We start from the raw sequence: 19782 nt of genomic DNA, 5'->3' as shown, positions 1-19782 counted from the left end.
ATCGAAAGAAATTATGATCTCCTCGAAAATCACATTTGAAACTATTGACGAATACATAAATACTTTTCCGAAAGAAGTAAAACAACTTCTTGAAGAAGTCAGAAAGACAATACACAAAGCCGCCCCATTAGCTGAAGAGGCTATAAGTTACCAGATACCAACTTTCAAGTTGAAAGGAAACTTGGTTCACTTTGCTGCATTCAACAATCATATTGGATTTTATCCCGGGTCAAAAGCGATAGAGGTGTTTTCAAAGGAACTGAAAGAATACAAAACTTCTAAAGGGGCAATCCAGTTCCCGCTTGATAAAAAAATTCCTTACGCGTTAATAACAAAGATCACAAAGTCACGAGTTATAGAAAATCTGAATAAGCCCTTGAAGAAAAAGTAATGACTCAAATAATATTCTTTTGATGGGCTGAAAATTTTTGCTAATCTGGTGCAGTAAAAGTTTTATCTTTTTCAAATCAAATTATTTCTATTTAATACACACCATAAACTTTTCTAAATAAAAGAGTGTCGTACTATTAACGGAGCATAATGTCTGAAGAATCTGATTTAGAAATTAAAGAAGCTACTCCATCTGAAAATTCATCCGGTGTCTGGCAGGAACTAAAAGATGCAATACGCGGAAGCGAAGCAGATTATACACAAATAAAAATCGGGAAGGCAATTTTTCTGCTTGCGGTTCCAATGATACTTGAATTGATAATGGAATCTGTTTTTGCAGTAGTTGATATATACTTCGTCGGTTCGCTCGGCGCTTCTGCGGTTGCGACAGTTGGACTGACCGAAACTTATCTCTTTCTTCTTTATTCTATTGCCATGGGATTGTCCATGGCGGTCACAGCTATTGTCGCTCGACGAGTTGGCGAAAAGGAAAAAGAAAAAGCCGGCATAAGTGCGGTACAGGCTATAATTATTGCTGTTGTTGCTTCCGTTCCTTTTTCTATAGCAGGAATATTTTTCGCAAAAGATCTTCTTGCTTTGATGGGCGGAGATCAATGGGTACTGCAGCACGGTTATGGTTATATGCAATGGATGCTCGGCGGCAACATTGTAATTATGCTGTTATTCATGATCAACGCGATATTCCGTGGAGCGGGCGATGCGGCAATTGCAATGCGCGTATTATGGATAGCAAATGGTTTTAATATTATTCTTGACCCGATACTTATTTTCGGATGGGGACCGATTCCAGCATACGGAATTGAAGGCGCGGCAATAGCAACAAACATCGGCAGAGGTATTGGTGTACTGTTGCAAATATGGTTCCTCTTCAAAGGTGGTAAACACATAATAATTTTATCATCCTACTTAAAAATAAATTGGGAAATAATCTCGCAGATAATCAAAACTTCGCTTGGCGGAATAGGACAGATGATCATTGCAATGACATCGTGGATTTTTATAATGAGGATAATTTCAGAATTCGGAAGCCAGGCAATTGCGGGTGCAACAATTGCAATCAGGATAATGATGTTCTCGATGATGCCTGCGTGGGGAATGTCTAATGCCGCGGCAACTTTAGTTGGTCAAAACCTTGGCGCAAAGCAGCCGGACCGTGCGGAACGTTCCGTCTGGATAACAGGTTACTGGAACATGGCATTCCTTATTTGTGTCGCTGTTGTGTTTTTTCTTTTCAGCGGTAAACTCATCGGAATATTTACTGATGATGCGGGTGTAATCACTATCGGCAGTGAATGGCTTCACATTGTATCATACTCATATTTTGTTTACGGCTGGTGGATGGTATCAAGCCAGGCATTTAACGGTGCGGGCGATACAATAACTCCAACGAAAATTAATTTTGTTTTTTTCTGGTTGATTCAGATTCCTCTTGCATATACAATGTCGAAAATCCTTGATCTCGGATACATCGGAATTTTCTGGGCGATATTTATTTCGGAAACTTCCGTAGGGCTTTTTACTCTCTGGTTATTTACAAGAGGCAAATGGAAGAATGTTCAGGTGTGAATTAATGAGCACAGGAATTTGAATATGAGCAAAGTCTTCTTTGATGTCGGAATCACAATCGACGGGTTTATTGCCGGACTAAACGGCGGCGCAAGTAATCCGCTTGGTGACGGAGGAATTCAAATCCATAACTGGATGTTTAAACAAAAATCATTTCGTAACCATATTAAACTTGAAGGCGGTGAGACGGACAATGTTGATAACGATATAATCGAAAACATTTTCAACAGGATCGGCGCAAACATAATGGGAAAGAAAATGTTTATAGAAGGTGAGGCTAACTGGCCAGAAGAAGCCCCGTTCCACTGTCCTGTATATGTGCTTACAAAAGAAAAAAGAGAACCATGGATAAGACCCGGCGGAACAACTTTTTATTTTACAAGCGAAAACATTCACTCCATTTTACAAAAAGCAAAAGAAGCCGCGGGAAATAAAGATGTTAGAATATCAGGCGGCGCAGATGTTATAATGCAGTATCTTAATGCCGGATTGATAGATGAATTCACGCTTCACGCAGCCCCTATGATAATGGGAAAGGGTGTACGCCTTTTTGAAAAAATTAAATCAACAAACTTTGAGCTTGAAATAAGTAATGTTATTAATTCACCAACTGTTACGCACCTGTACTACAATGTTAAATACAAGGGATGAATTATGTCGGCGAATAAAAAAGTTGTAGAAAATTATATTGATGGCTTCAATAAGTCAGATCACGAAAAAATACTTTCGTGTCTTTCTGATGATGTTGAGTGGATATTGCCCGGAGTATTTCATCTAAAAGGTAAAGATGCTTTTGATAAAGAAATTGAAAACCCTGCTTTTGAAGGAAAACCCGTTATAATTGTTAAAAGGGCAACTGAAGAAAATAATGTTGTCATCACCGAGGGGACTGTCCGAGCAAAGAAAAAAGATGCCGAATATATCAATCTTGTTTTTTGTGATGTGTTTGAAATGAAAGACGGACTTATAAAACGTTTGACTTCTTACTTGATGCAAATTCAACAATAGTCCCATGGGTTTTAAAGCAGATGATAAAATGATTAAAGTAAAATACGTTCACACTAACCTTATCGCTGAAGACTGGAAATCACTTTCAGAATTTTATATCAATGTTTTTGGCTGTGTGCTTGTTCCTCCGGAAAGAAATTACTCGGGAGAGGGAATTGAAAAAGGAACTTCAATTAAAAATGTTTCTGTAAGGGGAGTTCATCTCCGTTTGCCGGGATGGGATAACGGACCGACTTTAGAAATATTCAGTTACAGCCCTTCGGCGGAAAGAAAAGATAAACCGATTAACCGTTCGGGTTTCGGGCATATTGCCTTTGAAGTAGAAAATGTTTTGGATGCACAACAAAAAGTTTTAAATTCGGGCGGTAAAAAAATCGGGGAAATAGTCACTCTCTCAACTTCAGACGACAGAAAAGTTACGTGGTGTTATGTTGCCGATCCTGAAGATAATGTAATAGAACTTCAGTCCTGGTCGTATTAACTAAAATTAAATAGTCTCCACTCTTATAATTTTCGAAAGTATTTTTATGTCAGGCATTTCTGTATCAAATCTGATTAAGGGTTATTTGCTTTTCGCAGGCATTTTGTTTTTTCTTCAATCAACAACAACCGGACAGAACCAAAACACAAAGACAATAGTTGAAAAAATTCTAAAAACATCTCCGGTAATTGATGGGCATAATGATCTGTTCATTCACTATTTCGACTGTAAAGATTGTCCGAAAGATATTGACGATTACCAGCTTGATACTATTACTAAAGGTCACACGGACATCATCCGCTGGAGAAAGGGCGGAGTGGGCGGTCAGTTACTTAACGTTTTCGGAGGAACAAGATCGTTGGACGCCTATTTGAAAGCATGGGATTTATTATACCGGCTTGAAGAAAAATATAAAAACGATTTGACTGTTGTCGGCTCATCATCTGAAATGAAACAAGCAATGAACGAAGGAAAAATTGCTATTCTTCCTTCACTTGAAGGCGCAGTAAGATTAGGTGATAATATGTTCCTTGTAAGATCATTTTATAAACTTGGATTGCGCAGTGTTACATTCGCGTATTCCACCAACCAGCTCGCTGACGGAAGCGACGACACGGTTAAGTATAACGGCATCTCCAAACTCGGTGAGGAGATGGTAAAAGAAATGAATCGTCTCGGAATTATTATTGACATGTCCCACATCTCCGCAGAAGCAATGAATGATATTCTTGATATCACAAAAGCACCTGTAATATTCAGCCACTCTAACGTAAGAGCTTTATGCAATGTAAACAGGAATGTGCCCGACGATGTTCTGTTACGATTAAAAGCTAACAATGGATTGATAATGCTTACCGCAGTTCCATACTTTACAAGAAAAGAACATTATGAATGGATGGACAGGGGCGATACTCTTTATTATAAAATCATAAAAGAATTTCCTGATGATAAAACTAAAGTCGATTCAATAATGGAAAAATGGGAGCGCGAAGATGTTATGCCTGTTGTTACCGTAAAAGATTTTGCCGATCATTTTGACTATGTAAAAAATCTTATCGGTGTTGATCATATAGGTATCGCCGGAGACTATGATGGAATATACTATACAATAAAAGGAATGGAAGATGTTTCAACATATCCTAATTTATTAATTGAGTTGGTTAACCGCGGATGGACAGAAGATGAGGTCAGGAAAATCTGTTCTGAAAATTTTCTCCGTGTTTTTCTAGATATTGAAAAAGTCTCGGCAAAATTAAAATTGGAAACAGCACCATCACTAATGAATTTATCAGAGATAAAATGAAATTATTTTTTTTTATGCTATCGGTACTTCTGTTCTTATCATGTAATACTCAAAAACCTGACTCCGATTTTTATATGCCCGCCGAGTTTCATCCACAGGATGCTGTTTATGCCGGGTGGTTCGACAATCCTAAAAAAGATAGTGTGATTGCTCAAATTGTTTCTGCTCTTCAAAAATCAGTTAATATAAAAATGATTTACGATGATGTATCAATCAGGATTAATGCAAATAAATTTCTTTTCGGGTTTAATATTGACACAAATAAAATTTTCTGGACACAGGATTCATTACGGTATGACTGGATAAGAGATCCGGGGCCCCTCTTTCTAATTAATGATGACGGTGAAATGAAAATTGCAGATTTCAACTGGAATGCTTATGGATATGAATATGTCTATAAAGATTTTCGTTTAGAAAGAACTGATTCACTTTATGGCAAGATCGAAAAGCGAGAAGCTGAACGACTTAATCTGGGAGTCATCAGTTCTGAAATAGTGAATGAAGGCGGGGCATTGGAAGTAAACGGCAATGGTGTAATGATGGCTATAAAAGAAACTGCACTTCAACGCAATCCGGGAAAGTCGATCGATGAAATTGAAAAAGAATATCTTCGTTTGACCGGAAGCAAAAAAATAATATGGCTTAATCGTTCGCCTGTGAACGAGAGGGTTTTTGATGGACCAACAGTCGATAACTGGTTTACAGGGGGTGCAAACGGGCACATTGACGAAGTCGCAAGATTCGTTGCTCCAAATACAATTCTGCTCACAAAGATTGATGATGAAGAAAGATTACAAAATCCAATCAGCAAAATTGATTACGATATTTTAGAAGAGAATTACCAGATACTTAAACAAGCAAGTGATCTTGATGGAAAACCATTCGAGATAATAAGAGTTCCTTCTCCAAATTTAAATGTTCCTGAATTTTATACTGAGTTGGTGGTTGATGATGAATGGAGAAGAGGAAGCGGACTCAATTTAAATTCATTTAATAATGGAGATACAGTACGTATAACAAAAGCCGTCAACTACCTTAACTTCTTCATCTCAAACGAAGTTGTCTTAATTCCTAAATACTTGAAAGTTGGAATGCCCGAATCTGAAAAGCAGAAAGACGAGGAAGTAAAAAATCTTTTCGAAAAACTTTTTCCTGATAAAGAAATAATTCAAATCAATCCAATTGCTATCAACAGAGGCGGAGGAGGTATTCATTGCGTAACACAGCAGCAGCCGAAAAGAAAAAAGGAGAGTTAGATTGAAATTAAGGTTGCTATTCTTAATTCTGATTTTGTTTTGCTCATTAATGACATTTGGACAACGAGAAACTGTTGCTTCAAATGAAAAAATTATCATGGTTGTACTTGCGCACCCAGATGACGAAACCGCGATGGGTCCCGTCCTTGCCAAATATGCTGCTGATAACAAAGTATATCTTGTCCTCGCAGCGGATGGAAGATATGGAACCCGTGAACACGCCGGAATTCCCGCAGGAGATTCCCTTGCGCAAATACGAAAAGTAGAAACAATTTGTTCTTGCAATGCATTAGGGATTGAGCCGCCGATATTCCTGGGTTTTCATGATGGGTTGGGTTCAAGAACTGGACTTGGCGAATACTTCCGGCAAACAGCAAAACTTAAAGAAAAGTTAAAATTATTAATGGAAGAAATAAATCCTGATGTGATAATTACTTTTGGTCCCGACGGAGATACTGGTCATCCCGACCACCGTGCAATAAGTGATATTACCACAGAAATAATTTTGCGTGAAGGGTGGTATGAAAAGTATCCGCTTCACTTTGTAGGCTTTCCAAATGATGAAACTGATACATCCTTCACAAGTGCTGAATTAAACTCCGTTGATGAAAAATACCTTAACGTAAGAATTAAATACAATGAAGCTCACAGAGAAAAACATTTTGAATCTATAAGATGTCACAAAAGTCAGTGGACAGAAGATGAAATGAATGAGTGGCTAGAGATGGAGAAAAGCAATACTTCGTACACCGCATACTTCCGGAAGTTTGTTGTTGATACAAACATCAAAAAAGATTTTTTTGAAAAATAATTAATCAATAAAGGAACATTTCTATGAACAGAATCACTTTTTTCAAGCTGGTAATTGGGATGGCGAGTTTGTTTTTTATCGTTGCCGGCTCAGTTTCGTCTGCACAAACTTACGACGATCTTGTTCCTCTCGATGGTTATAAAACAAAAATATATTTTAGCGCGGGTAATGATGTCCGGGCAAAAATAGTTGCAGAAAGAATGGATCATGTTCTTGAGTTTTATAATAAGCTTATTGCATTCGAACCGGAAGTTACATTGCTGATAATGAATCCTGTCGATTGGCCCAGGCACACAACGTTTCCTGTTTATGGAATGCCGCACTATGACGAAAAAAGAAATTTATTAATTATTGCTTCAGAGAATAACGAATTCTGGAAAAGTTTTATCCCGCCGGTAGATCAGTTTCCCAAAGAACTGGCGGACAAAATCTCTTCAACATATATTGATGAAAACGGCGGACTATCAATGCAGGCATTTTTTGATTTGCTTGCTATTCATGAACTTGGTCACGCGTATCAATTTCAAGCTGGATTAAATGTACAACGTATGTGGATGGGAGAACTGTTCTGCAACATTCTTCTTCATACATACATTGCTGAAAATGAGCCTGAACAATTGCCCGCTCTTACAGTATTCCCGCAAATGGTAATTGCCGGTGGAACCGAAGGTTTTGTTTATACCTCTCTGTCCGATATTGAAGAACGTTATGAAGAAATCGGACAAAGACATCCAAGAAATTATGGGTGGTATCAATGCCGATGGCATTATGCTGCCGGGAATATTTATGACGCTGGCGGTACCGAAACTTTTGTAAAACTATGGAATGCGCTCTTATTACAAAAAGAAAAATTAGATGATTCGAAGTTTGCTGAATTGTTGTCAGAACAAACTCACCAGAGTGTAGCTGATGTTATGCTTAAGTGGGATGAATAGTTATGAACAACCCTGAAAGAAATAAAGGGAGGGTCCCGGCTTTTTGAGATTAGTTCTCCGGGGGTTCGCTAAATAGGCCCGTGCTTAGAGAATTATTTTTATTAATCGAATATATATGAATAGAATTGATCGACTCATAGCAATCCTGACTACGTTACAATCAAAAAAATATGTAACTGCAGAATTTGTTGCAGAGAAATATGAGATCAGCCTTCGCACAGTTTATAGAGACTTAAAAGCTCTTGGAGAAATTGGTGTTCCCATTTACTTTGAGAACCAGAAGGGATATTCAATCCTGAAAAGTTTTTTCCTTCCTCCAATTTCCTTAACAACTGAAGAGGCTAATTCCCTTATTCTTGTTTCTACTCTTTCCGAAAAGTTTGGTGACAAAACAACGAAGAATAATATTGAGAGCGCTATTAGTAAAATAAAAGCAGTATTAAGATCGACGGATAAAGACAATATTGATCTGCTGCATTCACAGATAAAAATTTATAAAGCTCCCGACGAACCAGAGAAACCAGATTATCTAAACGAGATTCAAAACTCAATTATTAATAAAGAAGTCTTGCATATTGAATATATAAACAACAATGAAGAAACTAGCCGCAGAGAGATAGAGCCAATTGGCTTAACATTTTATTCCAACCAATGGCATTTGATAGCATGGTGCTGGATGCGAAATTCCTACAGGGATTTTAAAGTAGCGCGAATAGTTGATTTAAAAAATCTGAAAGAGAAGTTTAGAAAATCAAAGCATTATGATATCAACGAGTATATAAAATCACTTTCCTAAAAAATAAAAAGCCACTGACATAGGGTTGTCAGTGAGGGTATTTATCTTTACAAAAACATAAAATGAAAGAGTTGTATGGAACAGAGCTACAAAAATTGCCAGAGCTGTGGTATGCCTATGAAAAAATCACCGGGCGGAGGCGGAACTGATGCTGATGGAACAATCAGCAAAAAGTTTTGTGGTTATTGTTTTAAAGACGGGCAATTCATTAATTCTCACTGGACTGTAAGCCAGATGCAGGAGTTTGTTAAAGGGAAGATGAAAGAAATGGGTTTCCCCGGATTCTTATCAGGATTTTTCACTAAAAACATTCCTAAGCTTGAAAGGTGGAATAAAGTATGAGTGTTATTAATAAACTTGCTTCATCACTAAATCGCAGAGATGAAGTGCCGAACCAGGAATTAGCAAAACAGGTAGCAAGCAAGGGAGACAAGAAAGCTGTTAAAGAACTTATTGATAACCTTAACAGTAAAAGTAGAGATATTCAAAATGATTGCATCAAGGTGCTGTATGAAATCGGGGAAATTAAACCAGCTCTTATTGCTGGCTATGCTAAAGAATTTATTGCACTGCTCGATCACAAAAATAACCGTCTGCAATGGGGCGCAATGACGGCAATTAATACAATCACGCTTGAAAATCCAAAGCTGATAAACGGCGCACTTACAAAAATTATTTCAACTGCCGAAAGAGGCTCTGTAATTGCAAGAGACTATGCAGTAAATATTTTAATAAAACTTTGTTCTATAAAACAATATTCAAAAAATGCTTTTTCTCTTTTGAATGAACAGATTCTCGCCAGCCCCGTCAATCAATTGCCAATGTATGCGGAAAGGGCAATGCCGATCATTGATGATAACAATAAGAGTCTTTTTATTAAAACATTGTCATCAAGACTTGTCGATATTGATAAAGAGAGTAAAAGAAAACGAATTGAAAGAGTAATAAAAAAGTTCAGTTAGTAATGCAGAAATTTATTTGGATTATTATACTCATCAACTGATAGTTATTTAAACAGTAACTCATAAATCTTCAACTTAAAAATATAAAAGCGAGTTCACGGCGTTATGAGATAGTGTCCTAGATTGTTTAGTAAAGAACCCGGTGAGTGGAAAATTAGCTCTGATATTATCGGACAGGATCCTTCGCACAAGTAAATAATTTAATACGTATAACCGATTGAAAAATAAAAGAAGGTCTCGCCAAGAACTATCGGGTTGCCGGGAACATTTTTCTTAAATAAAAAACTTCTGCCGACAGAAAAATCTGCGGGACCTATTGGGGTGTCAAACGATATTGATGTGCCCACACCATGTCTTAAATCTTTAAAGCGTATCTGTTCCTGAACTCTCCATGTTGAACCAAGATCATATCTTGCAAGCACGTAAGTATCAAAAAATAATTTTACAGGCAGTTTATACCTGTATTGAAGAGAGGCTAAGAATAATTGTCTTCCGCGGAATTCATATTCTCTCATTCCAAAAAAAGAATTTTGTCCGCCGAGAGAATGATGTTCACTCAACGGAAGCGTCTTATCACCAAAACCCATTTTTAATCCGCTTGTTAACGTGTGTATGCCCGCAAAAGTAATATGGTTCTTATACTCAAAACCAAAATTTGTGTAGCCGACATCGCCGCCGAGTATCGTTTGTGCGGTTTCATAAAATCCATGAAAATAAAAACCGTTTTCCGGGTAAGGGTATTTATCCTGCGTATCAATTGTTGAGCTGAACATCAGGCTAACAATTTTGGTCATGTATGGTTCAGCCTGGTTGCCGGAATTATTTTTTACTTCATCAAACTGATAGGTGCCGGTCGCTATAAGGTTTCCGAATCTTTCCACCTGCGTGCCTAATGAAATTGATGCGCCGTAAAATATCTGCCTGTATTCCCCGAGTTCCGATCTTGAAAAAAATTTTTCTGATGTTGGCGCATCATCGCCATAAACTTTAACGTCATTAAATTTGTAGAAAGCATCAATCTTGTAAGTGAAGTATGTATCAAATATTCTGTTTGATTTGTGTTCAAGAATATAGCCACGGTTTCTTGTTCCGCCGTAAAGAAGAAGACCCAGCTCAGTACCGCTGCCGAGTACATTTTCATCACGAAGGTCAAGACTTAATTGAGCGCGGTTTTCATTATCTGTCCGGAAACCAACCCGAAGCAGTCCCGAGGTTTTTTCCGCTACACTTACAATGATGATGTTTTCGCCATTTTCTTTTTTTACAAAAATATTCACGTCGCTGAACAGGTTTGTGCTTCTAAGGTTAGTTAACCCTTCTTCTGCCTGTTCAATAGAAAATGAATCGGAAACCGAGAAAGGCAGTTCTCTTAGTATTATTGTCGGATTTGTTTTTTCGTTTCCATCAATTTGAATTTGATCAATGGTACCCGCTTCAATATTCAGATATAGTTCGGCGTTTAATGAGTCGAACCCGCATTCTTTTATGCCGGCAAGAAGATATCCCGCCTGACGGTACGCAAGCAATATCGTTTCAATCTTTTTTGAAAATGCCTTTGCGTTATATGGTTTGGAAATTAATCCATTCAATTCGTCTAACGCATAGTCAATTAATGATGAGTCGTTTGCTGTAATCTTTAAATGATCAACAACGGGATTTTCAATAAAATTAATTTTCAGGTTGGTAAAGTTTTCATGCTCTTCAATTTCAATTGACACATCTGCAATGTTGCCTTCAGTAAAGATTGAGTCAATATCTTTAACAATCATATGGCTGGAAACAGAGTCCATCTCAGCATAATGACTAACAAGCGATGTTTCGGTTTTACTACCCCTGTTTATATAACGGATATTTTTTAGATAAAATTCCTGCGGGGTAATTTTTTTATCATATGCCACGTTAAGTTTATTTAGAAAAGAACCCATGTTCGATTTGGAGATTTCATATCCGCTTTTAATTAATTGTCCCGGATTAGAAAAGTCCGCCGCATCAAGATCTCCCGGTGCCGGGTTGAAAACAAAGTCCGCATAACCCAATTGTTCCTGGTTTAAAAGGCGCATGGGGATACTTACAACCTGGTCTGCAACAATCCACGGTAAATAAAGATCGTCTTCGGGATGAAGCTCGCTTGTGGTGTTTACGGCAACTACTAAATCCGGTTTGAATTCAGCGGCTATTTTTGCGGGGATGTTTGCAACCAAACCGCCATCCACCAAAGTTAGTGTGTCAATGGTTATCGGCGATAATAAAAACGATACGCTTGAACTCGCCCGCATCGAAGTGCCTAAAGATCCGCTATCAAGTATCACGGGTTTGCCGGAGACAAGATCAGTACAGACAGCTCTGTACGTATACTTTAAATCTCTGAATCCGTTTTCAATTTGTATAGGAGCTTTTAGTGAAAGAAGATTTAAAAAATTTGATAGTCTTATCCCGTCATTCAGTGATGTTGGTAATATAGGATTGAGCCCGCTTAAACGAAGCGCGAAGATCGCGCGGTCTTCTGTAATTTTTTGTTCAATGAATAAATCTCTTCTGCTTCTTTCTCTGTCCGATGCTAACAGACTATTCCAGTCTGTATAGGACGCAATAGAATCAAGCTGCTCAACACTGTATCCGGCAGAATAAAGTCCCCCGACAATACTTCCCATGCTGGTGCCGACTATAATGTCCGGATAGATGCCTGCTTCTTCCAATGCTTTAAGAACGCCAATCTGTGACAAGCCTCGGGCGCCGCCGCCGCTTAGCGCAATAGCTATTGTGGGTTTTGTTTTTGATTCGAATGCGGTAAGTCCGAAAGGAAGTTTTATTTCTCTCTTTTCAAATTGAATAGTATGGTGAGTCTGTGCTGTGGTCTTAAATGCAAGACTAACGAACGCATATATAAAAATTAATATTATTATTCTCATCGTTCCGGTTGTCCGCATATATACTTTCAGGAATTAAATTCCCAAAAGTTAATTTCTATTTTCTCTTCTTCTGCTGAGCCTTTGCGTTTTGTTCGGCTGCTTCCATCATACGCGCCATAAATCCCTGTTTCTTCTTCGGGTTCTTAACTGGTTCAAGAACCATTCCGTCATGTTTGTGGTTTATATAATATTGCTGTCCGATTGATAAAAGGTTGAACATAAAATAATAAAGATTCAATCCGGAAGGAAAACTCATGAACATCAGGGTTAACATTACGGGCATTATGTACACAAGCATTTGCTGCTTTGGATCTTTCATCGTCATCTTTTGTTGTATGAACGTTGTTATACCCATAAGCAATGCCAAACCACTTATCTGATCTATACCGAACAAAGGTAATTTGAATGGTAATACTGTTATAATATCCGGTCTGGAAAGATCGGAAATCCAGAATATGAAAGGCTGCTGTCTTAGTTCAATCGCCACCTGGAACAAACCCCAAAGCGCGATAAATATCGGCATCTGTAACAGCAATGGGAAACAACCACCGGCTGGATTAATTCCGTAGGTTGAATATAGTTTCATTGTTTCGGTATTTGCTTTAGACGGGTCGTCTTTATACTTCTCTTTTATTTCCGCCATCTTTGGCTGAAGAAGCTGCATTTTTTTCATTGACTGCATGCTGCTTTTAGTGAGCGGATACAAAAAGACTTTTATGATCAACGAAAAAACAATAATCACAAAACCAAAATTTGGAATGAACGTATGAAGAAAATTAAACAACGGAAGCATTACAAATTCAGCAATTGGTCTTACTATAAATTTTAACCCGAAAAAACTTCCAAAGTCTACAATTGCTTCAAAGTTTGTTGAATATGTTTTTAGTATATCATAATCAACCGGACCCATATAAATAGTAAAAGAATGTTTTTCGCTTGCAGTATTTTTATAGGGAAGAATTAATCTTGTGCTGTAAAACTCTTTTACTCCATGGTCGCTTAGCAATTCTCTTGATCCATTAATAAAGGCGCCCTCTACCTGTTCAGGTTTTTGTGGGGCTATGATCACGGAGAAATATTTGTTCCTTACTGCAACCCAGTTGACTTTGCCTGAAAAATCTTTTTCAACTTTTGTTCCCGCATCCGATGCATCAACTATTACCTGTTCATCCCCGTAAAATGCGCTGGCGTTCGAATAGTTTGCTTCATCAACAGAGTTTTCCTCAGCAAAACGGATTCCGCCATCCCACACAAGATCATACGCGTTATTACTGATGTGGCTTTGCATTCCTGCCATTTCAACATCTGCAGTAAAGCTGTATTTGTTTCCGTAGAAGACAAACGTTTTTATAATCCTGCTTCCGTCTTCCGCTTTAAAAGTAAAAACTATCTTTTGAGAATCCTCTTTAGCAAGGAGATATTTTGTTTTTTGAGAGTATGTTTCAAAATCAAGATTGGCTGTATTAATCGCTTTTCCTTCTGAAGTAACAAAGGCAAGATCGAAACCGTTGCTGCGTGAGTAGTTTATTAACTGAACAGCGTCTCGCTCAATATTTTTTCCTTCTTCCTGGTCAATCGAATACCAGTTATTAAACTTCTTAACGAAACATCTCCTGATGTTTGCGCCCCTTGTTGTTATCTCAAGGCGCAGCAGTTCGTTCTCAACAATAATTACTTTTTCGTTTTTAGAAGAACTGAAAATGTTTTTTTCATCTGACTTGATTATTTCTTTTTCAACGACGGGAGGAATGTCTTTTACGCTATCCTTAATTACTTCCGTTGTGCCGGTTGAGTCACTTTTTGTTTGCGGTGTTTGATTCGGCGGGGGCGTTGGGGCGCTGACATAAAGCCACACCATTAGAATTGCGCCGATCAATATAAAAGCTATGGTTGTTTGTCTATCCATTATTCTTCCGTTTATTCTACTGGGTCGTAACCACCCTTATTAAAAGGATTACATCTGATAATCCGCCAGGCTGTTTTGATTGTGCCTTTAATAACCCCGTATTTTTTATATGCTTGTATTCCATATTCTGAACAACTTGGGGTAAATCTGCAGGAAGGTGGCAAAAGAGGACCTATAAATTTTTGATATCCTTTGATAAGGTAAATAAAAATATACCTCATCTAAATACTCCTGCCAATGGTGGCAATCAGTTCTTCCACCTCCGGCATTATTTCTTTTAGACTAATCTTTTTATTTTCTTCTTCATTAATTGTATTTGACGAAAATACAACATTAAGCCTTTTGTTTTTCTTCAGGCATGCTTCAACCAGCGTTTGCTTTTTCTGGCGGTACGATTCTCTGATTAATCTTTTAACCCGGTTTCTCCAGACAGCGTTTCCGCTTTTTTTTGCTATAGCAGTCATAATACTTATGCTGCCTTCATTCTGTGCGGGTTCTGATAAATATGTTGCTTTAATTTTTTTTGTTGAAGATGAGATCGTTTTTCCAAAGGAATATATTTTTTGGATGTCCTTCCGGCTTCTTATTCTTTCCTTCTTTGAAAGACCGAAGCGTTTCAATTTCCGTTAAATTTATTTCTCATCACTTACGGTTAGTTTTTTTCTGCCTTTAGCTCTGCGGCTGGCAAGTACTTTTCTACCGTTTTTTGTTTTCATTCTTTCTCTGAATCCGTGTTTGTTTTTTCTTTTCCGGTTACTTGGCTGATACGTTCTCTTCATTTATTACTCCTTGATATCTAAAAAGAGGACAAAAATAAATATAAACCCTTAAATATCCAAGATTAAGCTCACCCAATAGTGACTTTTGGTGCTATTAAAAGATTTTCTTTTTTAAACCAAGAATTAATTTGCTCTTGGTCATTTGAGGATATATTTTTTCATATAATTGAAAGCCCTCTTTGGCGGTGAACAACATGTGGACAACCACAAATTGTGAAATAGTTTCACGTCTTTTTTTTTGGTGTTTTTAGTGTTTTCGGTGTTGTCTTTGTGAGGTCTTTTCAAAACAAACCCCTTAACTTGTTGTAAAATAGCGGGTTCCCGTCCGCCGCCTGATGTGGATAAGTTGTTGGTGGTTTGTTTGAACTGCTTGTTGTTTTTACAGATTTCTTGAAATTTAAGGTTTTTTATTTGTGGATAATTTACATACCATTACACTAGATAACATTACCAACACAATAACATACGACCACCTTTCCGCATGGAAAGAATGTCTAAAAATCATACGGGAGAATGTAACCCAGATGACTTATAATACATGGTTTTTACCCATTAAGCCCGTTGAGCTTGTTAATAAGAATCTACGGGTACAGATACCCAGCCAGTTTTTCTGGGAATGGATTGATGAGCACTTTAATACTCTGATCAACAAGACTATTTTTCAGGTCCTTGGGCCGGAAGCTAAACTTTCTTATCTGATCGTTGAAGAGAATGAGCCAGCAGAAACTAATAACAGCTCCGTCACTAATGTATCAACAAAGCCAGAGCCCCCCCAAAAAGAGAATCTATTTGAAAACTACCTAAACCCAAGATATGTGTTTGATAATTTTATAAAAGGTGAAGGCAACCAGCTCGCCCGCGCTGCTGCGACTGCAATAAGTGAAAATCCGGGCGGGACTTCATTTAATCCTTTTTTTATTTATGGCGGTGTTGGTCTTGGCAAGACTCATCTTATTCAAGCTATTGGTAATCAAATCTTAAAAAATCTGCCAGACAAAAAAGTTATATATCTCTCTTCTGATATTTTTACTGTGGAATTTGTTGAGGCAATAAAGACAAATAGTGTAAATGAGTTCTCTGCTTTCTACCGCGGGATGGATGTCCTTATTATAGATGATATCCAATTCCTAATCGGAAAAGAAAAAACTCAGGATCACTTTTTCCATATTTTCAACACATTACATCAATCAAGAAAACAAATAATACTTTCAAGCGATAAAGCGCCAAAGGATTTAAAAGGACTTGATGAAAGATTAATATCCAGGTTTCAGTGGGGACTAACTGCTGATATTCAACCGCCTGAACTTGAAATGCGTTTGGCTATTTTAAAACGGAAGTGTGAAGATTATGGTATGGCTCTGCCAAACGAAATAATGGAATATATCGCGGGGAATATCACTTCAAACATAAGAGAGCTTGAGGGGTGTTTAATAAAACTGCTCGCAACTGCGTCTCTTAAATCTGCGGAGATTAATCTTGAGCTTGCAAAAAAAACGGTTAAGGAAATATCAACCGATAGAAAAGTTTATGTGACCATCGAGAGTATTACAAAAATTGTCTGCGCTCACCTTAATGTTGCTGAAAATAAATTGCGTGAAAAAACCAGGAAGAAGGAAATCGTTCTTGCCAGGCAGCTTGCCATGTATTTATCTAAAGAACTGACAAAAAATTCTCTAAAGACGATAGGACTTCATTTCGGTGGAAGAGATCATTCAACTGTTATCCATGCATGCAATGCTATAGAAGAAGGAAAAGAAAACGACACATCAATTAAGGATCTCATCATTACATTAAAAAATCAGATTGAATTAAGTTGTTCATAGTTCTTTGTTGAAAACCTGTTAATTAATTCTTTTATCATGTTAATATCTTGCCTCTCGCCAACATCTTTCTAATAACATCCAACTTGTTAATTAGTTTTCAACATCGGCTTTAGCTGTAATGTGTATTATTGTTTTACTAAACAATAAAAATATTATTTATCCACATATTAACAGCCTTATTACTATTAATTAATTTTTAAAAACATATTAAATAATTAATATAAGTCAGTTAGTAACTGAACGTAAATTATGAGTTTATAACGCGCTTAAGTTATTGAGATTCGGGAGTAATTTTAGTACTTTTGCATAATCGAAAAGGAGAAACAATTATGGAATTTAAAGTAAACAGTAAAGTTTTAGAAAAGCTTTTATCCAGGATTATTCCGGCTGTTCCTTCAAGAACACCAATGCCTATTCTGGAAAACTTTCTGTTTGACATTAAAGATGGATCTATGATTGTTTCAGCAACTGATCTTGAAGTTTCCCTCCGCTCATCAATCAATATTGATGCAAAAGAAAATAAAAAAATGGTTATCCCCGCCAGACTTCTTTTCGATATAATTCGCTCATTAAATGAAACGATGATTACTTTTGAAACAGAAAGCAATTCTAAGCTAAAACTGAAAACAGAGAACGGTGTTTATCATATCGGTTATTCTGATCCGGCAGATTTTCCTGAAATCCCGGAAGTAGCGCAAGAGAAGGAAATAATTTTAAAGGGAAATGATTTAAAGAAAGCCATTGATCAGACAGCATTTGCAATGAGCAAAGAGGATATGCGTCCGGCAATGACAGGAACGTTGTTTGAGTTTAGCGGTGATGGGTTAAGGTTTGTAACAACAGACGGTCACAGGCTTGTTAAGTTCATTAATAAAGCGGTGAAGTTTTCTAAAGATGAACAATATATTGTTCCTGAAAGAGCAATAGGTGTGTTATCCAAACAACTTCCGGAGAGCGAAATAAAAATTTATTTAAGCAAAACACACATCTCATTTATTCTTGATGGATTGGAATTTGTTTCCAGATTAATCGGGGAAAAATATCCTGCTTATAACAGTGTAATACCGCTTGAAAATGAGAATATTCTAAAAGTGAAAAGAGATGAGCTGCAGTCCACCATAAAGAGAATGATGTTATTCTCTTCTGGTAACTCCAAGCAGGTAAAATTTTCTATAGGAAAAAATAATGTTGAAGTATCTGCAGAGGATATTGATCACGGCTCAAATGCAGTAGAAAATATTTTGTGCGAATACAAAGGAGAGTCGATGGACATAGGATTTAATACCGCCTATGTTCACGATATGATAACACACATAAGCAGTAAAGAAATAATATTTAAACTTCACTCACCAACCAAAGCATGTATACTGGAACCAACCGAGGTTCATGAGAACGAAGAATTAATGCTGCTGCTTATGCCTGTTAGGTTAAATAACTGAGAAAATGATCCTCTCTTCCATCCGGCTTAAAAATTTCAGACTACATAAAGAGGTAAGTATAAATTTTTCAGATGGAATTAATTATATAGTCGGCGGTAACGGAAAAGGAAAAACAACCATTCTTGAATCTATATACTTCCTGTGTACAACAAAAAGCAGCAGTTCAAGATCAGATAGTGAAGCGGTTAGTTTTAGCGAAAACGGATTTGAAATAAGCGGAATTTTTAAGGACAGAACAGAGAATAAAATTAAGATAACCTATTCTTTGACAGACAATAAGAAAAACTATTTGCAGGATAATAAAATTATCGGCAGAGCATCGGAAATAATAGGAAAATATCCTGTTGTACTGCTTACTCCGGAAGATCATTCAATTACCCAGGGATCACCATCAGAAAGACGAAGACTGGCAGATTCGATAATCTCTCAGGCGAGCGAAACATATCTCAAGACTCTCATTGAATACAATAAAGTGTTGAAGAACAGATCCAGCTTGTTATCACAATTCCGAGAGAACAAAAGATATTTTAATAAAAATGAGTTTGATTCTTGGACAGAAAAACTTGCCGACTACGGAACTCTGATAATCGAAGCAAGAATAAAATTTATATCAGCGTTTAATGAATATATAAGCGAATCATATTTCAGGATAATGAACAGGGAAGAAACTCCGTCAATAAAATATTCTTACCTGAACGACAGCACGGAAAGGGATATAAAAAAAATTTTTATTCAGGCACTTAGCGAAAAAAGAGAAGAGGAATTACGAAGAGCGTCCAACCTTGTGGGTCCGCATAAAGACGACTTTGTTTTTGAAATTAACGGAATAAATCTAAAGACCTTCGGATCGCAGGGTCAGCATAAAACTTTTCAAACAGCCATAAGGTTTGCTCAGTTTTTTTATTTGAAAGAGATCTCAGGAAAAACCCCATTGTTTTTACTCGACGATGTTTTTGGAGAGTTGGATTCCAACAGAGCAAAAAAAATCAGCGAATATCTTAGTGAGGTTGGACAGACATTCATTACATTAACTGATTTTTCCGACTTTTCATTTCTAAAGAAAAAAGAAACAGACCTGCTTATAAGGCTTAATGAAGGAAGCGTTGCTTATGCCTGATGGATTCAGAAGCCTTAGAGAAATAATTAATTCATCACCGGAACTTGATAAAATAAAAACGGTAATAGCAGAGAGTGATGTCATCGTTGAGTTCGGAAAAATTTTTCCAGAGCTTGAAAAGATTGTTATCCCTGTAAAAGTTGAGAAGAAAGTTTTGAAATTAAAGGTTGAAAACTCAACCTGGCGAAGTGAGATAAAGTTTAACGAACACTCATTTGTAGATAAAATAAATTCCTATTTCAGAGAGAACAGAATAAATCAAATAAGATTTATTTAAGAG

21 protein-coding genes are annotated in these 19782 nt (G+C 37.0%); 16 read left to right on the top strand and 5 right to left on the bottom strand.

Annotation, left to right across the window (positions count from 1 at the left end; all coding sequences use genetic code 11):
• The first annotated feature begins 13 nt into the window (after window positions 1–13).
• The 12 genes from IPM56_17620 (at window position 14) to IPM56_17565 (ending at window position 9529) form a co-directional block, all read left to right on the top strand.
• Window positions 14–391, top strand: a complete 378-nt coding sequence (locus tag IPM56_17620; GenBank protein QQS36032.1) for a DUF1801 domain-containing protein — start codon at window positions 14–16, stop codon at window positions 389–391.
• Window positions 392–540: 149 nt separating this feature from the next.
• Entirely contained in the window at window positions 541–1977 is a 1437-nt protein-coding gene (locus tag IPM56_17615; GenBank protein QQS36031.1) for an MATE family efflux transporter, read from the top strand.
• Between the two features lie 24 nt (window positions 1978–2001).
• On the top strand, window positions 2002–2628 hold the full coding sequence (locus IPM56_17610; protein QQS36030.1) for a dihydrofolate reductase family protein: 627 nt from the start codon (window positions 2002–2004) through the stop codon (window positions 2626–2628).
• Between the two features lie 3 nt (window positions 2629–2631).
• Entirely contained in the window at window positions 2632–2985 is a 354-nt protein-coding gene (locus tag IPM56_17605) for a nuclear transport factor 2 family protein (protein ID QQS36029.1), read from the top strand.
• A gap of 28 nt (window positions 2986–3013) precedes the next feature.
• Complete coding sequence (locus IPM56_17600; GenBank protein QQS36028.1) at window positions 3014–3466, top strand: VOC family protein; 453 nt, start codon at window positions 3014–3016, stop codon at window positions 3464–3466.
• Between the two features lie 46 nt (window positions 3467–3512).
• Entirely contained in the window at window positions 3513–4769 is a 1257-nt protein-coding gene (locus IPM56_17595) for a dipeptidase (protein ID QQS36027.1), read from the top strand.
• Window positions 4766–6025 (top strand): agmatine deiminase family protein, encoded by a 1260-nt coding sequence (locus tag IPM56_17590; protein ID QQS36026.1) that lies wholly within the window; start codon window positions 4766–4768, stop codon window positions 6023–6025. Before IPM56_17595 ends, IPM56_17590 begins: the two co-directional genes overlap by 4 nt.
• A gap of 1 nt (window position 6026) precedes the next feature.
• Window positions 6027–6836: a PIG-L family deacetylase gene (locus IPM56_17585; protein QQS36025.1), complete on the top strand. Its 810-nt coding sequence runs from the start codon at window positions 6027–6029 to the stop codon at window positions 6834–6836.
• Between the two features lie 23 nt (window positions 6837–6859).
• Entirely contained in the window at window positions 6860–7771 is a 912-nt protein-coding gene (locus IPM56_17580; GenBank protein QQS36024.1) for a hypothetical protein, read from the top strand.
• Window positions 7772–7886: 115 nt separating this feature from the next.
• Window positions 7887–8567 (top strand): YafY family transcriptional regulator, encoded by a 681-nt coding sequence (locus IPM56_17575; GenBank protein QQS36023.1) that lies wholly within the window; start codon window positions 7887–7889, stop codon window positions 8565–8567.
• Between the two features lie 75 nt (window positions 8568–8642).
• The gene (locus IPM56_17570) at window positions 8643–8909 is read left to right on the top strand and encodes a zinc ribbon domain-containing protein (protein ID QQS36022.1); all 267 of its coding nucleotides are present in this window, start codon (window positions 8643–8645) and stop codon (window positions 8907–8909) included.
• The gene (locus tag IPM56_17565) at window positions 8906–9529 is read left to right on the top strand and encodes a hypothetical protein (GenBank protein QQS36021.1); all 624 of its coding nucleotides are present in this window, start codon (window positions 8906–8908) and stop codon (window positions 9527–9529) included. The genes IPM56_17570 and IPM56_17565 overlap by 4 nt, the downstream gene beginning before the upstream one ends.
• 200 nt (window positions 9530–9729) lie before the next feature.
• On the opposite strand, the gene IPM56_17560 is transcribed toward IPM56_17565, so the two are convergent.
• The 5 genes from IPM56_17560 to rpmH are packed head-to-tail and all read right to left on the bottom strand — an operon-like array spanning window position 9730 to window position 15123.
• Entirely contained in the window at window positions 9730–12438 is a 2709-nt protein-coding gene (locus IPM56_17560) for a patatin-like phospholipase family protein (GenBank protein ID QQS36020.1), read from the bottom strand.
• A 55-nt stretch (window positions 12439–12493) separates the two neighbouring features.
• Window positions 12494–14344 carry a membrane protein insertase YidC gene (gene yidC / locus IPM56_17555; protein ID QQS36019.1) on the bottom strand — a complete coding sequence of 617 codons (1851 nt, stop codon included), beginning with the start codon at window positions 14342–14344 and terminating at the stop codon, window positions 12494–12496.
• A gap of 11 nt (window positions 14345–14355) precedes the next feature.
• A complete protein-coding gene (yidD, locus tag IPM56_17550) occupies window positions 14356–14565 on the bottom strand; it encodes a membrane protein insertion efficiency factor YidD (protein ID QQS36018.1) in 210 nt (69 codons plus the stop codon).
• Entirely contained in the window at window positions 14566–14964 is a 399-nt protein-coding gene (gene rnpA / locus IPM56_17545; GenBank protein QQS36017.1) for a ribonuclease P protein component, read from the bottom strand.
• A 12-nt stretch (window positions 14965–14976) separates the two neighbouring features.
• Window positions 14977–15123, bottom strand: coding sequence for a 50S ribosomal protein L34 (gene rpmH / locus IPM56_17540; GenBank protein QQS36016.1), 147 nt, complete (start codon window positions 15121–15123; stop codon window positions 14977–14979).
• 458 nt (window positions 15124–15581) lie between these two features.
• On the opposite strand from rpmH, the gene dnaA reads away from it, so the two are divergent.
• The 4 genes from dnaA (at window position 15582) to IPM56_17520 (ending at window position 19779) form a co-directional block, all read left to right on the top strand.
• On the top strand, window positions 15582–16946 hold the full coding sequence (dnaA, locus tag IPM56_17535) for a chromosomal replication initiator protein DnaA (GenBank protein ID QQS38348.1): 1365 nt from the start codon (window positions 15582–15584) through the stop codon (window positions 16944–16946).
• Window positions 16947–17275: 329 nt separating this feature from the next.
• Complete coding sequence (gene dnaN, locus IPM56_17530; protein QQS36015.1) at window positions 17276–18385, top strand: DNA polymerase III subunit beta; 1110 nt, start codon at window positions 17276–17278, stop codon at window positions 18383–18385.
• A 4-nt stretch (window positions 18386–18389) separates the two neighbouring features.
• A complete protein-coding gene (gene recF / locus IPM56_17525; GenBank protein QQS36014.1) occupies window positions 18390–19502 on the top strand; it encodes a DNA replication and repair protein RecF in 1113 nt (370 codons plus the stop codon).
• A complete protein-coding gene (locus IPM56_17520) occupies window positions 19477–19779 on the top strand; it encodes a DUF721 domain-containing protein (GenBank protein ID QQS36013.1) in 303 nt (100 codons plus the stop codon). The genes recF and IPM56_17520 overlap by 26 nt, the downstream gene beginning before the upstream one ends.
• Window positions 19780–19782: the final 3 nt, after the last annotated feature.

The sequence above is a fragment of the Ignavibacteriales bacterium genome (genome assembly GCA_016700155.1).
Taxonomy (GTDB): domain Bacteria; phylum Bacteroidota; class Ignavibacteria; order Ignavibacteriales; family Ignavibacteriaceae.
The sequence above is the reverse complement of the archived record's forward strand: the minus strand, read 5'-3'. Positions and strand labels throughout refer to the sequence as shown.

Excerpts from the sequence above, each read along its gene's own strand:
- IPM56_17595 (QQS36027.1), top strand. The coding sequence starts at position 3,513 with ATGTCAGGCATTTCTGTATCAAATCTGATTAAGGGTTATTTGCTTTTC.
- yidD (QQS36018.1), bottom strand. The coding sequence starts at position 14,565 with ATGAGGTATATTTTTATTTACCTTATCAAAGGATATCAAAAATTTATA.
- IPM56_17605 (QQS36029.1), top strand. The coding sequence starts at position 2,632 with ATGTCGGCGAATAAAAAAGTTGTAGAAAATTATATTGATGGCTTCAAT.
- IPM56_17570 (QQS36022.1), top strand. The coding sequence starts at position 8,643 with ATGGAACAGAGCTACAAAAATTGCCAGAGCTGTGGTATGCCTATGAAA.
- IPM56_17575 (QQS36023.1), top strand. The coding sequence starts at position 7,887 with ATGAATAGAATTGATCGACTCATAGCAATCCTGACTACGTTACAATCA.
- dnaN (QQS36015.1), top strand. The coding sequence starts at position 17,276 with ATGGAATTTAAAGTAAACAGTAAAGTTTTAGAAAAGCTTTTATCCAGG.
- rpmH (QQS36016.1), bottom strand. The coding sequence starts at position 15,123 with ATGAAGAGAACGTATCAGCCAAGTAACCGGAAAAGAAAAAACAAACAC.
- IPM56_17520 (QQS36013.1), top strand. The coding sequence starts at position 19,477 with ATGAAGGAAGCGTTGCTTATGCCTGATGGATTCAGAAGCCTTAGAGAA.
- IPM56_17620 (QQS36032.1), top strand. The coding sequence starts at position 14 with ATGATCTCCTCGAAAATCACATTTGAAACTATTGACGAATACATAAAT.
- IPM56_17560 (QQS36020.1), bottom strand. The coding sequence starts at position 12,438 with ATGAGAATAATAATATTAATTTTTATATATGCGTTCGTTAGTCTTGCA.
- recF (QQS36014.1), top strand. The coding sequence starts at position 18,390 with ATGATCCTCTCTTCCATCCGGCTTAAAAATTTCAGACTACATAAAGAG.
- IPM56_17610 (QQS36030.1), top strand. The coding sequence starts at position 2,002 with ATGAGCAAAGTCTTCTTTGATGTCGGAATCACAATCGACGGGTTTATT.
- IPM56_17565 (QQS36021.1), top strand. The coding sequence starts at position 8,906 with ATGAGTGTTATTAATAAACTTGCTTCATCACTAAATCGCAGAGATGAA.
- IPM56_17580 (QQS36024.1), top strand. The coding sequence starts at position 6,860 with ATGAACAGAATCACTTTTTTCAAGCTGGTAATTGGGATGGCGAGTTTG.
- IPM56_17615 (QQS36031.1), top strand. The coding sequence starts at position 541 with ATGTCTGAAGAATCTGATTTAGAAATTAAAGAAGCTACTCCATCTGAA.
- IPM56_17590 (QQS36026.1), top strand. The coding sequence starts at position 4,766 with ATGAAATTATTTTTTTTTATGCTATCGGTACTTCTGTTCTTATCATGT.
- IPM56_17600 (QQS36028.1), top strand. The coding sequence starts at position 3,014 with ATGATTAAAGTAAAATACGTTCACACTAACCTTATCGCTGAAGACTGG.
- yidC (QQS36019.1), bottom strand. The coding sequence starts at position 14,344 with ATGGATAGACAAACAACCATAGCTTTTATATTGATCGGCGCAATTCTA.